This is a genomic window from Azospirillum sp. UENF 112521 (assembly GCF_058780665.1).
The window spans coordinates 295,133-309,181 of sequence record NZ_JBSNCI010000004.1 but is presented as its reverse complement, the minus strand read 5'-3'; the positions used below and the strand labels follow the sequence as shown (position 1 = coordinate 309,181).

Genomic DNA, 14,049 nt, shown 5'->3' with positions numbered 1-14,049 from the left:
AGAGATGATGGTCACCGGCATCCCTGCCGATGCTAACGGCCTAGAGTTCGAACTGCGGGCCGATGAACTGCACGACTTCGGCCAGCATGCAGAGGCCGACGTTGAAGGCGCGTCCGACAAGGCGCGCTTCGCCTTTCATGTCATGGGTGAATGTGACGCTGGACGCTTCTTGGCCTTTGCTGAGGGCCCGCATCACCGCAAAATCCCTTGATCGTCGCAGTGGCCGTTTTCAGGGTCTTGATGAGGCCCCGTGCCGGGCGGATCAACTGCTTCAGCTCGCGGTGGTCGGCCTCTGCGCGAGATCGTGGCAGCCGATGCCATATCGCCGGTACCAGCGCGCCGCGCAGAGCATGATCTCACCTTCGGGGTGATGTCCCTTCAAGTCCGACACCGCTTGGTTCTATTTAACATCCAGCCATTCCGCCGCCGGCCTGTCAACTTTGCAACAGAGCCTTTTCCTGCGTCAGGCTGCGGCAGTGACCCGCGATCCGTTTTCCCCCAGAAGATGCCAGCAGAAATCGAGAGCCTCATCCCACAAACCATTGTACCCCTGCCAGTTACCAGGAATCAGCGGTATGCTGCGGTACACGATGTTGCCTTCCACGCTGTTCTCATCGATCAGTTCCGAGGCGACGAGCAGTACGAAGGTCAAACCGGGAAATGCGCGTTCGATGGTGGATGCGATCTCCCTGGCGCCGTGGCCGGAGTAGCGGGTTTGCCGGACAAAGACGATTTTCTTTCCACTGTGCAGGGTTTCCCGCCAGTTCTTTAGAGATTTTTCGAACTTCGCGGAAACTATTTCATAATCTTTCAGGAAGTTCTCATTTCTATCAAAAAAATGATAGAAAATGGTCCCGTATCCTTTGTCGAGAATATAGGGTGCCGGTTCAGCGTCCACGAATTCGAGATTGTCGCGAAGCAGGAAGCCGCTGAAATCGCTGTCGATCGCCTGCAGCAGGGACTGCAGGGGGGTTATCAGCCAATCCAGCGGAAAGGGAATGAAGCCCTGGGGTGCGCTCTCCGACGCGGTATCGATCCAGCCACTTGGAACGGGAACATGTTCCTTCAGATAGCGCCTGATCTGGAAGGTGCTCTGGCAATCCTCGCCCAGACTGACGGCTGTGATCCTGGGGGACATGGTGCTCTGGGCGGGCATGTGCTGTGAGGGAAGCAATCCGGGGACACGCCGGTAGGCGTCCCTGAAGGCGGACCAGCTGTGGCGCGTCATCAGCAGATCCTGTGCCCTCGAGACTTTCAGGCGCACCAGATCGGGCTTGGCTTCGATCTCGCGCAGGGCGGCCACATATTCGTCGACGGCGTCTGGGCCCGAGACAAGCCAGCCGGTATCGGATGTGATCATGTCCGAGATCCCGCCGACGTCCGGGGCGATGATCGGCAATCCCATGGCTGTCGCCTCGATCAGCGCAAGCGGTAGACCGTCGGCATCGGAGGTGTAGACGAAGGCGTCGCAGTTCTGGAACGCGACGGCCGTCAGGTCACGGAAATATCCATGGACCGTGACATTCGGAAGCTCCCGCAGGAAGTCGATGTCGACTGGCGGCAGAAATGGGTTCTGCGCACCATAGACCGCGTATTCGCGGTCCGGCGTTGCGGCGGCGATCCGTCCGAGAACGTCCATGCGCTTTTCGCTGGAGAAGCGGCTCATCCACAGAGCCCGCCGGAGCCGTCTTCTCGGGTTGGGGGCGTGCAGGTCGAGGTCGGTGGAGCGGGGGGTAAAGATCGTGTGGATTTTGGCCGCGTCCGCCGGCAGCATCGGCAGCAGTCTCGGCAGCAGGCCGGGAAAGCGCGTGTTGTCGGTGATCAGCGCGGTCATGGCGTCCAGGCATTTTCCGAGCCGGTTGTGGAAGCCGACCGGTCCGGCATCCTCGCTGAAGCCCGCTCCGAACAGGAAGGCATACAGCGCGGTTACGGAACGCAGGCGCTCGGCGCGTTCCGCCAGCAGCGTCCAGGCAACATCCGAATTCTGGACGAAGGTGACCTTCGGCCGCCGCTCCACGATCAGGCGCTCGATGATCTCAACGCGCTCGGTCACCGTGAGCGTGGCGTCATAATCCATGAGCGAGAGGATCGTCACACCGGCAGGCAGCGGGAAACCGTCCTGGCCCGGACGGTCCGTGCCGATGGCGACCACCTTTCGCGGACCCAGCTCTTCGGCGAGCAGACGCAGGACATGGGTGCTGACGCGGTCGGCCCCGCCCGGATGGGCGACCCATGGCACCAGCACGAGATGGGTGAAGCCGTCGGGAAGATCCCGGTCGAGGCGTCCGTAGACCTCTCCCTGCCGCTTGGCCGCGATGAGGAAAGCGGGTGGGGCGGTGTCCTGGCCGATCAGCCAATCCTGGGGAAACAGCGTTCTGTCGTACAGAGACAGCGCCTTCATGCCGGTCAGGACATGCTCGGGCAGCGCGCCGAAATAGCCTCGGCTGTCGGCGTCCTGCGCGAGGAATTCGTTCAGCGGATTGGCTGTGCTTCCCTGCAGGTCTGGCCGCTGCCGCAAGAAACGGTCGCTCTCGAAATGCGGTCCGGGATCGATGCCGTTCGGTGCGCCGTCCAGGACGTAATGGACCAGCGGGTCCAGGTGGCCCATGTCGGTGCGGGCCATGTGATGGGTGTAGAAGCCGTTGTTGAAATAGCGGTTGGCCTCGCCGTCCGGCCGGCGGCTGCCGATCCTGATGTAATGCTCGACCGCCGACAGGCCGCTTCTCGGGAGGTCGGCACAGCGGCGGCTGTAATGGTCGGCGTCGAACAGATGGGGATAGGTCTCCAGAACCTTGCGCAGCAGGTCGCGGCGCAAAGTTTCCATGGCCGTCGCGGTTTCCTCGGCCAGCCGCCGCAATTCGCCGTCTGCGACCACCCGGCGGGGCGGGCTGCCTGCGGAAGCGGGGGGCTGGACCGACAGCCAGCTGCGCGGCTTGTTCAGTCCCGCCAATTTACCGGCGATGTCGTAACCGCCGTCTTCGACGCCCTCCAACTCGTCGAGAACGGCCAGCGCGAACTTGGTGGCGTTCGCATGGGTGAGGCTGTCCACCAGTGCGTCGAGCAACCAGTTGCGCGTGCTGCCAGGTGGCGTGGTGGCGACGATGGCGCGTCCGGCATGCAGGACCGGGTCGACATCATGATGCATGACGCTGAGCCGCCCCAACTCATGCAGATAGGACGCGTCCTGGACGCCGTGTTCCATCCCGTCCCTGAGGGCCGCCAATGCGTCTTCCGGAGCGTGACGGCGCAGATGGATGTCGGCAAGCAGGCTGCTGCGCTCCGTGCCGCGGGAAACCGGCTCCAGCAGCGCCGCCGCCGCCTCAATGCTTCCGGCTTCCAGATGGATCCGCGCCAGGTCCAGCCGCAGAGCCGGCATCCGTCCGGCTTGGCCGGCTTCGCCATTCTCGATCACGTTCTCGATCTGAAGAACGGCGACGCTCCGGTTTCCCATCATAAGCTGGATCCGGCTATCTACCAGGAACCAGAAGGGTTTGAAATACAGTGAGCCGCTTTTGTGCCGTTCGACAGAGGCGTGGGGCGGCCTGCCGATGGCCGCCGGATCGGTATCGTAGCCGAACACCGAAAAATCCCTGCCATAAAGGCGCAGGATGGCGTCCCGTGTCGGCGTCGGGCAGGAGAAACCCGCATCGAATCCGTAGCGCACCGTGTGATCCGCCGCGTCAGGGGCGGAGATGCGGGCGGTGATTGCCGCATAGTCGGCGTCGTAACGCTCGAGCGCGCCGATCAGGTGATAGGGAATGTCGTCGGTGAGCAGCCAGTCCGACTGCGGCGCGAAGGCCGGGAAGCGCTGGTGCTCGGGCATGGCTTCCAGCAGTGCGACGAAAAGGTCGAATCCGATCTCTTCCGTCGCCGCCCGCCCGGCAATCCTGCGGAAGGCGCGGCCGACGACGGTATCGGTTGCGATGTGCGCGCGATAAGCGGACAGCAGGCGCTGATAGGGATTGCGAACGAAGGCGAAGCGCACCCCTCCCTCGCATCGTTCGACGAAGCGGTGCGGCTCGCCTCCGACGATGCTGGTCCAGGGCTGCATCCCGGCATTCCGGTCCTGCAGGCTGCGGTAATCCGCCGGCGCCGGCGCTCCTACCAAGCCGTAACGGTGTTCCAGCGACCACAGACGCCGCATCGTGCCCGAGGAGGCGGCATGGGGGACGGCGGCGTAGAGATAGGGAGCTGCCTTGCTCGCAAGGAACGCCGTCTTCAAATGCCCAAAGCCGAAAAAGGAAGGGACACGCATCATCGATCCTGTTGCACCCGCTGTGCCGCCCATTGCAAGACGTGCGGCGTCGTTGTCATTGCTTCCGCGACGCGGCTTCAGTCCCGCCGCACCGGACCCAGGCGCATTCCCTCCGGCGGCGGCCCGAAATTGATGCGGTCCGGAGGCGCGTCGGGGAGAAGAGCGACCATGCTGCGTGGAATGGTCAGATGTGGCACGTCGGCGCGGATGGTCTCGCTCATCCACAGCCAGTCGCCCCCAAGATAGCCGTTGACCAAGTCATGAGGGCGGAAGGGGAACTGCAGATGGAGGCCGCGCGGGGCGATCATCGCATAAGGATAGGGCGGCGCCCAGAAATAGGTCGCCGGCTCCCGGCTGGCGTCCACACGGTCGCGGCAGGCCGTCACCGCGAAGCTCTCCGCCAGCAGGACGCAGTGCTCGGGATGCCACACGATGCCCCGGTCGTCGTGGATCGTTCGTTCTGCGGCGGCGCGGAGCCAGCCGCTCGAGCAGACATCGCCCGCATCCAGCCAGGCGATTGAGTAACCGGTGGCGGCCTGCACGGCGGCGTTCCGGGCTTCGGTCCGGTCGACGGCGCCGAGATCGATCACCCTGGCTGTCGTGTCTCTGCGGTCATGGGCCAGGGCTGCCGTCCGTTCGTCCGCCCTGTGCAGGGCGATCAGCAATTCGCACCGGAAACCGCCCAGCGTCGCATCGGCCATGGCATCGGACAGGGTGGCCAATGTGCGGTGCAGCAGGTTGCCCTCGCGGCTGGCGCAGACCACGATGCTGAGATGGTGATCGTGAATGGCGGAAGGAAACATTCGGCTGCCTTCGGCTCGCGTGGTTTCAGGGCGTCGGCTGGAAGGGAATGGCGCTGGACTGCAGCACCGGCACCGGGGCATCCTCCTCGCCGTTGCCAAGCGGGCATCCGTGCTCACGCATCACCGCCAGAAGGTCGGCGTCGCGCAGCGGCGGAGCCCGCCATCCGGTCAGCGAGGCGGCGAGACTTGGATCGCCGTAAGCGATGTCGGTCATGCCGTCGCAACTGTTCGAGATGTCGGCGTTGACCGCTTTGCCGCTCAGGTGGATCATGCGGTCGACCACGTCACCGATCCGGTAGGGCCGTCCACCGCAAAGATTGACGACACGGCCATGGACGCCCGGGCATTCCAGTAGGGTCGCCAGGGCCTCGGCCGTGCTTTGGACGGAGATGAAATCGCGAACCGCGTTCAGGTTGCCGGCCGGCAGCGGCCGTCCCATCGTGTCCGCCGCCGCGATCCGCTGGGCAAAACTGGGCAGGCTCAACATACTTGGCATTCCGGCGCCAATTACATTGAACGGACGCGCTACCACCACGGGCTGCCCACATCTGGCGGCGGCAAGCCCGATCCGGCTCTGTGCCAGCTTGCTGATGCCGTAAAGGCTGCGGGGCTCTGTGGGCGCCGTCTCATCCAGGGGGACGAGGCTGTTCGGCAAGGGCCCATACTCGGCCGCGCTGCCGACCAGGACGAGCGGGCACCGGCGAAATTCCGACCGGGCCAGCGCCTCGAGCAGAATAGCTGCATAGCCGGCATTGAGTGCGAACAACTTTTCCGGTTTGGAGGCATCAACGGTGCCGGCCAGATGAAGGATGCCGTCCGGCCGCCAGTCCGCCAATAGGACGGCAAAATCCTCCCCTGGCCGGTCTATGGACAGGATGCCGTCATAGCGCGCCTCCGGTCGGGGCATACGGCTCGGAGTGTTGATGCCAACCGTCAGAACCCCATGGCCGCGGCGCCGGAGTTCCGCCGTCGCCCATGTCCCGATAAAACCGTGCGCACCGGTTACGATCAAACGCATCCGTCACATCCGAAGCGATATGGAACGGGAAAATCCCAGAAGTGTGGGGCAGGCGGGCAGCATCAGCGCGCGGCGGTGTCGACGGTCCATTGCTCGGCCAATGTCTGGGCAGACTCGTAATCGTCCGGCCGACCGATGTCGAGCCACATTCCGTTGGCCTTGTAGCAATGGACGATCTCACCCCGCTCCGCAAGGGCGCGCACGAGATCCGGCATGTCCAGATAATGGCCTGAGATCAGCAGCGGACGGATCTTCTCGCGCTGGAGAATGTAGATGCCCATGCTGATGCGATGATGGTAGACGGGCTTCTCCTGATACTCGACGAGCCTGTCATTTTCATCGGTCAGCAGGACGCCGAAATCGACTTTGGTTTCACGTTCGAAGGTGGCGATCGAGGCCGCCGCGCCCACCCGCTGGTGGCAGTTGAAAAGATCGATGTAGCTGATGTCGCTCAGCACATCGCCGTTCATCACCAGGAACGTTTCCGGTAGGGTGTTCAGAATGTTTGCAAGCGGTCCGGCTGTGCCGAGCGCCTCGGTTTCCTCGCTGTAAACGAGGTCGAGTCCCAGCCGCTCTCCGTCACCGAAATAAGCTCTGATGAGGTGGCGCAGATAGCCGACCGCGAGCGTTACGTCGCTGAATCCGTGGGAACGCAGTTGCCGGAGAATAAGTTCCAGGATGGGCATCTGGCCGACCGGCATGAGCGGCTTCGGCAGAATCGTGGTGTAGGGAGCCAGCCGCGTTCCCCGCCCGCCCGCTAGGATGACTGCATGCATCGATGTCTCACTGTACCGCTAATTGTCTGACAAGAAGGCTGTGATGCTCAAACCACATAGTGTCCAGTGGAGTAGAGGGCAGAATTGCGACGGATGAAGTCGATGGTCAGCGACAATCCCTGGTCCAGATCGTACCGTGGGGTCCAGTCCAGCATGGTGCGCGCCTTCGAATTGTCCGAGATCAGCTTGTTCACCTCGCTGGCGGCCGGCCGGATGCGCGCCTCTTCCTCTTGGAGGCTGTTCTCTCCGCGTCCGGACAGCGCCAGGATGCGCAGGGCGATCTCACGCATGGTGTAGCCCGTACCAGTGCCGAGATTGATCTCTTCCCCCTCCACCCCGGCGGCCGTCGCTGCGGCGATGAAGCCGGCCGCGGTGTCTTCGACGAAGGTCATGTCGCGGACCGTGTCCAGCGAGCCGACCCGCACCGATGAGAGATCGCTCAGCGCCTGGGAGGCTACCGATGGAATGAAGGCGCGCGCCGATTGGCGGGGGCCGAATGTATTGAAAGGCCGAATTGTCACCACAGGCAGGTTGAAGGAGCGGAAATAGCTTTCGGCGAAACGGTCCGCACCGATCTTGGATGCCGAGTAGGGGGATTGGCCCCGGCATGGATGCTGTTCGTCCATTGGGGTGCGGATGGCGGAGCCGTAAACCTCGGAGGTGCTGGTGTGGATCAGGCGGCGGGTGCCGTGCCGTCGGGCCGCCTCCAGGATGTTCAGCGTTCCTTCGACATTGGTGCGCAGATAGCTGCGCGGCGCCGCATAGGAATAGGGGATGCCGATCAGGGCGGCCAAATGGAACACGATGTCCGCATCGCGCACCAAGCCATCGACGAATTCGGAATCTTCGACATTGCCGAAAACGATCCGCATGTCGCGGACCGTATCGGCCGCCGCGTGCGACAGGTTGCCGATCGCGCCCTGCGCATTGTAGCGAACCAGGGCGGTCACTGATGCCCCCTCCCGCACCAACGCCTCGGCAAGGTGGCTTCCGATGAAGCCGCCGGCGCCTGTCACTAGACATTTGATCGTGCTAAGAGATGGCATCTCTTGTTTTCCGTATTGTGAGCCAAAAAGACGAGAATAACCCTAATAACAATACGAAAAACAAAATATAAAATATAATCCACATCGCATTGCGCCGCTCCTATCTTTTTTCATTACGCCCATTTATGATTGTTGTTTGGATTTTTCATTCGGTCGGCGAAAGAGCAGCGGAAGCTATAAGAATTTCGTTGTATCATACCCTGATAGATTGCCAACAGAAACATTTTGTATCAGTTCTAGTTGTCGTGGAAGCGTTACGAGCTTCACGTCGTAATTTTGGACCGCATATTGACGCGCGCGGTCGCGCATATCCCGCATGCGGTCCTCGTGGCCCAGCACTTCGCCGACCCGCCCGGCAAGAGCATCGGGGTCGAAAAAATTGAACAGCAGGCCAGTCTCGCCATCGACCACGGCCTCCTCGACCGGGATGGTCGCTGAACCGATTACCGCGCATCCAGCCGCCATCGCTTCCAGGCAGGACCAGGACAGCACGAACGGATAGGACAGGTAGACATGGGCCGCAGAAATCTGGAGCACGTTCAGATAGCGTGCGTAGGGCAGGCTGCCGACGAAATGGACGCGTGAGAGGTCGATCGAACCCAGTTCGCCCAGCATGAGTTCACGGAACGTCTTGCCCGGGGGAGGGGGGGGACCATAGCTGACGCCGTCGCCGCCGACGATCAGGACCTGCGCGTCCGGCCAGTCGTGCAGGATCCGGGGCAGGGCGCGCATGAAGATATGGAAGCCGCGATAGGGCTCCAGGTTGCGGGCGACATAGGTGACGATCCGGTCGGACCGCGTCAGCCGCCGTCCGTCAGCGAGCATGATCCAGGCGTCCGGTTCGGGGCGGACGATATCGGTGTCGACCCCCTCATGAATGATGCTGATGCGTCTGCGCATGCGGTCCGGATAAAGCGACCATTGCCAGCGGGTGGGGGTGAGTCCCCAATCGACGCTGTCGAAACTCAGGTGGTTGATGGCGTTCTTGGTTCGGATCCGGGGGGCGTCGTTGATATGGATCGGTGTGGTGGGGTCGAAGCCTATGTCGCCCCCGCTGAACAGATAGTAGAACTCGAAATAGCCCAGCACTGGCACGTCGGGCCAGACGTCCTTGACGTACAAGGTCTCGCCCCAGCCGCAATGTCCGATCACAACGTCAGGCCGGTACCCGTTCTTCTTCAGGCCAAGCCCGATCTCATAGACGGCTTGGCCAGCGATGACGCCCCGTTCGAGGTCGGACAGGTAATGGTGGGTCTGCGGCGAGGATTCGCGGAAGGTCTGATAGACGATCAGGTCGACGCCGTTGATGCGATTGCCGTTGGACTGCGTGATGAAGGTGACACGGTGGTCCTCCTGCTGAACCAGGTGCCTCACGAGATGAAGGAACTGCCCGGGGAAATTCTGGTGGATGAAAAGGAAATTCATGCGGCGCCGGAAGCCGAGGAGAATGGACCATTGATGTACCGCCCGTCGGAGGACGGACGGTAGGCGACGGCATAGAGTTCCAGGATGGACTGGCGGCGCACCAGGATCGGATCGAAGCCGGCGCCCTGCAGGTCCCGGCACAGCACGGTCGGCGTGAAGCCGCAGCGATGAGCCATGAAGCTGTTTCCGGTTGAGATGGCGGTGCCGAAGCCGAAAATGATGTCGTGCGCCGTGATCGGACCGGCCGGGACGGTGTAGATCGTTTCCTCCAGCCGGTCGGCCGCCACCAGTTCACAGACGCGTTGCAGATCCGGAACCGCCGCGACCAGGGCGCCGCCGGGCATCAACACCCGCCAGCACTGGCGCAGCGCCCCGAGGATCTCGTGACGGTACAGATGTTCGAGCAGATGCGAGGCCCAGACCGCATCATATGAACAATCCGGAAGCATCGACAGGTCGGTGATCGAGCCTACGATGTCCGGACCAGTCCGCCGGTCCAGGTCCATGCGGGTTTCCTGCCAGTCCGGAGCGGGAAACAGACGGTCGACGCGCGAAGGCCCAGGGGGACCGCAACCGATGTTCAGCAGCCTCATCACCGGAGCCCCGCGTTTGTCGTGCTTCGGGGCCTTGCCTGTGCCTTCGCGGTCGTCCCATGCATCAGGAAAAGCTCGGCGCTGGCAGGGCAGGCGCCCGTTCGACGATCCGAAGCGTGAAAGCCAGGATGGGGTCCGCGCTGATATCCGACCGATAGGGCTGGCCATTGGTCAGGACCGGGCTGCGGGCGCCGCTCAGGAAGACGATCTCATAGGCGCAGTCGAAGCGTTCAGCGAACATACCCTTCAGGCGGATGGCCAGCCCGGTCAGCGGAATGCCCAAGCCACGGCTGCCGCACAGGCTGCCGCCGCCGACCCAGGGGGTTTCCTGCCCATTGAGGTTCAGGCTCTTGTATTCGATGAAGTCGGCCGGCATCCCATCAAGAGGCGTGATGGAGAATCCTTCGATGGCGAACTTCTGATCCGGCGCGCCGGCCCATCCGCCGTCCGGTGCCTCGATGTCGCCACGGTTCTGCACATGGGCCAGCATTTTTGTGCGGATCACCGCAGGGGGCTTCGGCTGCGTTTGCGGTGCCTTGGACGGGCTGCTGTCGATCCGAGTGATCTGCACGCCCAAACTGCGACCGTCGCCCGTCCTCTGATAGGAGGTGAGAAGAACATCCGAAGGCGAGCCGGAAACCTTAATCGCGACCGCGTCGGCGGTTTTAAACAACCATCCGTCTCCAAGCATCTGGACGTTCGCGGCCGTGGCCGGAAGCGGAGTCAGGTGGATGCTGGGAATCGGCAGCATACCGTTCTCGCCGATCCCCGTGGCTTCCCCGCGCACCACCGTGACGGCATAGACGCCAGGATGGAAGGTGATCAACTGGGCCGAGGCCGCATACTGTGCCGGTGCCTGGGTATCGGAAGTCTGGAACGGTGGCATGCTCGCTAAATCCTTCGCGCTTGAAAAAATGATGCGGATGTCCTGCACAAGTGATGACTCGCCGGAGAAGGAATGGAGCCCGGCAGCATCCAAGGCAGCGTTCTCGGCGATCTTGCCAATGGAATTTCGATTGTCCATTCGGCCGGGCAGCAGCGGAACGGCTTCCGCCAGGATCGCCATCAGCCGGTCATTGATTGCCTCGGCGGTCAGGTCATAAGGCATGACATAGCCGTCTGACTCCCTGATACGCTCCGCTATGGTGCCGATATCGAAACCCACCGCCGTCAGGCCGGAGGCCCACGCATGGGACAGCGCGTAGCTCCAGGTTTCCGGGCACAGGGACGGGAAGAGGGCCAGATGCACGCGCTCGCGACGGACGAGGTCCGTCACCTCTTCTTCGGAGAAGGGGCCCGTGACGAATACGCGTTCCGTTTCAAAAAGCGCCGTATCGTCCAGGGTATAGCCGACGACGACGAATTCGAGGGGAAGGTCGCGCCTTGCCGCATCCCAGGCACAATCGAGCAGCACCGAGTGGCCCTTGTGAGCGCCGATGGCGCCGATGACACAGACCCGCCACCGACCGTTGACGGCCGATGCCTGGACCGGAGCGGGGCATGTTGGCGGACGCACCGCATCCCAGGGCAACACCGACAGACGCGCGGCGGGGGCGTGGCGGCGGACGCGGCCGGCGACGTCGTGGCTCGGCACGACAACGCGCCGGGCACCGTGCAGGACATGCGCGGACCGCTTGCGCAACGCCGCTACGGAAATCCTCTCGCCGGTCGCGGGTGGTGTCGTCAGGGCGCAATTTTCGCAGGCCGCCAGGTCCGGCTCGCCGCAATAGCGGTTAGATGCGTCGATCATGACGATCTGCGGACAGAACCAGCTGTAGTCGTGAACATAGACGTCGTAGGGAACTCCCAGCCGACCCAGCAGGTCCAGCACGGCAGGGTCGTGGTCCAGGTAGTGCTGCACCTCGACGGAGTCCAGGCGAAGTCCTTTGAGAAAGTCGGTCAGCAGGTCGAATTCGTTGCTGGTTTGGAAGACCAGATCCTGGAGGTCGGGCTGGTCCCGATCCTCTACGCGGCACCGCCGCACATCTCCGGGCAGACTGCTGGCAGTGGTCAAAACCACGACGCGCCGCCCCTCGTTCTTGAGGGTCTCAATCCTGCGAGAAACGAAATGCGCCACGCCCCCGGCTCTGCCGAAGGTGACGATCAGGACCGTGGGCTTAGCGGGAGGGCTTTCCCTAAGGCGGGCACGATGACGGGCGAGATCCAGGCGGCGGCGGACCCCAGACAGAGGATCGTCGCGGTGGAATTGCCGGATCAGCCCGTCATAGCCCGGATGTAGCCGGTTGAGCGTGTCCAGGTTCGTTTCGGACAGGACCGCCTTCCGCCGCCCGAAGGAACGGCCGCCGACATGGGCGACGAAGACATCGGCTGCGGCCAAATGGCGCCATCCAAGCGCGCTGGCGCGGAGGCAGAAATCGTTCTCCTCGCCATAGCCCCGGCCAAACAGCGCGACGTCCAGCAACCCGGTCGCGGCGAGGCAGTCGTGACGAATGTAGGTGCAGAACCCCACCGCGGTCGGGACTTCGATCCTGATGGCATCATTCTGGCTGCGGGCGAGGCGATGCAGCGCCGCAGCTTCTTCTGTGTCGGGAACGCGGCGGTGGGCCGGCGCCGATGGATAGCTCAGGATCTCCGCATCGTTCGACAGCGGCGTGACCGTTCCGATGTCGTGGCGGGAATAGGCGGCGAGACGAAGGCGCGCCAGCCAGTCGCCGCTGACCGCCGTGTCGCTGTTCAACAGCACAACGTCGTGTCCGCGATGCAGCGACAATGCCCGATTGACGGATCTCGGAAAGCCGAGATTCCGGTCATTCACCAAGAGATGGATGATGCCATCTCCAGCCAGGCGCCTCAAATCGTCCGACAGCGCCGCGTCCGGGCTGGCATCGTCGACGACGATGATCTGCACCGGTCCGGTCACGCTGCCTCGAACCGAACTCGATGCAGGCCAGCGTCTCTTCCCGCCCTCGGTAAACCGGAATGATGACGTCGATGTGCACGGCAGGCGGCGGCGCCATCCGGTCGGCGTGCCGGGCCGGACCTGCTGTCACCTCTGGGCGGGGCGTCAGTGCAATCCTTGCCGGGCGAGCCGGCGTGGCGCTCCATGGCAGAGCGTCGCCGATCGCCATGCCGGCAGCCCCTCCGGACCATTTTCCGGAACCCGGCGTCAGGCCATCGATGCCTGCGCAGGCGGTGATCTGGCCCGGTCGCAGCCCGGCCTGACGCAGGTCCAGGGAGAAGCCGTATCTCCCGTCACCGATGTTGTTGCGGCGCAAAAGCGGGTTCAGGCGGTCGGCCTGAATCGTGACTTGCCGTCCTCCCTGGTCCGAAACCCGGACTGCCAGCCGCTTGTCCGGCAAGGACGGCAGCCAAACCCAGCCTGAAAGCAGATCCTCGACGATCGAGCAGTCGCCTTCCGGCCGAACGTGATCGGGAGCCTCACCTGAACCGAGCAAGCGCCGCCCGTCGAAAAACAGCGCAAATCTGCTTCCTGGATCAACCCGGTGATCGGCAATGTGGAAGGGCAGGGCGGAGCCCGGCGGACCCATGTCGCCGAAGCGGCTGGCGAATTCGTCCGTTGGCAGATCGAAGGCGACTGTTCCCTCGATCACGAGCCGCAAGATGGCGAATCGTTCCGACGGTGAAAAGACGGACGGGTGCAAGGTTCCCTTCAGCCTACCGTCAAGATCGGGCGTTACCCAGCCGGGAGAAGCGCAGGCGACGGTGACCTCGTTCAGCAGGTCGACGCACAAGGGAGTTCTGGAAAGCAGGAAAACGCTGCAGGATCAGCGCCGCGTGGTCGAGTGCCTCGTCTTGTTTGCCGAGAAGCATCAATGCCCGCGTGCGCGCAACCACAGCTTCCGCGCTCAGGCACTCTGCCGGGAAATCGTCGAGCGCCTGGAGGGCCGCGGCGGCGTTTCCGCGCGCCAGTTCGATCACGCTGAGGAAGCAGGCGAAAGACAGGCGCTTGGGCTCAAGGCGCCGGTTACGGTCGGCGAATGATAAGGCGGCTTCGTAATTTCCACGGGCCAGCGCGCAGCGCGCCAGGACGGTCAAAGCCTCTTCATGCCAGCGATTCTGTCCCAAACGGCGGGTCGCCAGGGATTCAGCGTCGGCCAGACGGCATTCGGCGAACAGTCTCTCGAAATCCACCATCTTCTATAAAACGGTCG

General features: G+C 63.2%; 11 protein-coding genes. 1 reads left to right on the top strand and 10 read right to left on the bottom strand.

Annotated elements, in window-relative coordinates; all coding sequences use genetic code 11:
• The first annotated feature begins 4 nt into the window (after positions 1-4).
• Positions 5-211 carry a hypothetical protein gene (locus tag ACWPN8_RS22060; RefSeq protein ID WP_492242295.1) on the top strand — a complete coding sequence of 69 codons (207 nt, stop codon included), beginning with the start codon at positions 5-7 and terminating at the stop codon, positions 209-211.
• A gap of 252 nt (positions 212-463) precedes the next feature.
• On the opposite strand, the gene ACWPN8_RS22055 is transcribed toward ACWPN8_RS22060, so the two are convergent.
• The 10 genes from ACWPN8_RS22055 to ACWPN8_RS22010 all read right to left on the bottom strand — a co-directional run bounded on the left by ACWPN8_RS22055 (position 464) and on the right by ACWPN8_RS22010 (position 14,032).
• Positions 464-4,258, bottom strand: a complete 3,795-nt coding sequence (locus ACWPN8_RS22055; RefSeq protein WP_492242294.1) for a glycosyltransferase — start codon at positions 4,256-4,258, stop codon at positions 464-466.
• A 74-nt stretch (positions 4,259-4,332) separates the two neighbouring features.
• Positions 4,333-5,058: a glycosyltransferase gene (locus ACWPN8_RS22050; protein ID WP_492242293.1), complete on the bottom strand. Its 726-nt coding sequence runs from the start codon at positions 5,056-5,058 to the stop codon at positions 4,333-4,335.
• 25 nt (positions 5,059-5,083) lie between these two features.
• On the bottom strand, positions 5,084-6,076 hold the full coding sequence (locus ACWPN8_RS22045; protein WP_492242292.1) for an NAD-dependent epimerase/dehydratase family protein: 993 nt from the start codon (positions 6,074-6,076) through the stop codon (positions 5,084-5,086).
• Between the two features lie 62 nt (positions 6,077-6,138).
• Positions 6,139-6,852, bottom strand: a complete 714-nt coding sequence (locus ACWPN8_RS22040) for a sugar phosphate nucleotidyltransferase (RefSeq protein ID WP_492242291.1) — start codon at positions 6,850-6,852, stop codon at positions 6,139-6,141.
• A 47-nt stretch (positions 6,853-6,899) separates the two neighbouring features.
• Positions 6,900-7,898 carry an SDR family NAD(P)-dependent oxidoreductase gene (locus ACWPN8_RS22035; protein ID WP_109450301.1) on the bottom strand — a complete coding sequence of 333 codons (999 nt, stop codon included), beginning with the start codon at positions 7,896-7,898 and terminating at the stop codon, positions 6,900-6,902.
• A 174-nt stretch (positions 7,899-8,072) separates the two neighbouring features.
• The gene (locus tag ACWPN8_RS22030; RefSeq protein WP_109450303.1) at positions 8,073-9,323 is read right to left on the bottom strand and encodes a glycosyltransferase family 4 protein; all 1,251 of its coding nucleotides are present in this window, start codon (positions 9,321-9,323) and stop codon (positions 8,073-8,075) included.
• Complete coding sequence (locus ACWPN8_RS22025; RefSeq protein WP_492242290.1) at positions 9,320-9,829, bottom strand: class I SAM-dependent methyltransferase; 510 nt, start codon at positions 9,827-9,829, stop codon at positions 9,320-9,322. Before ACWPN8_RS22025 ends, ACWPN8_RS22030 begins: the two co-directional genes overlap by 4 nt.
• Positions 9,830-9,980: 151 nt before the next feature.
• Positions 9,981-12,785, bottom strand: a complete 2,805-nt coding sequence (locus tag ACWPN8_RS22020) for a glycosyltransferase (RefSeq protein WP_492242289.1) — start codon at positions 12,783-12,785, stop codon at positions 9,981-9,983.
• Positions 12,685-13,497 (bottom strand): hypothetical protein, encoded by an 813-nt coding sequence (locus ACWPN8_RS22015; RefSeq protein WP_492242288.1) that lies wholly within the window; start codon positions 13,495-13,497, stop codon positions 12,685-12,687. The genes ACWPN8_RS22020 and ACWPN8_RS22015 overlap by 101 nt, the downstream gene beginning before the upstream one ends.
• Positions 13,498-13,558: 61 nt before the next feature.
• Positions 13,559-14,032, bottom strand: coding sequence for a tetratricopeptide repeat protein (locus ACWPN8_RS22010; RefSeq protein ID WP_492242287.1), 474 nt, complete (start codon positions 14,030-14,032; stop codon positions 13,559-13,561).
• Positions 14,033-14,049 lie beyond the last annotated feature (17 nt).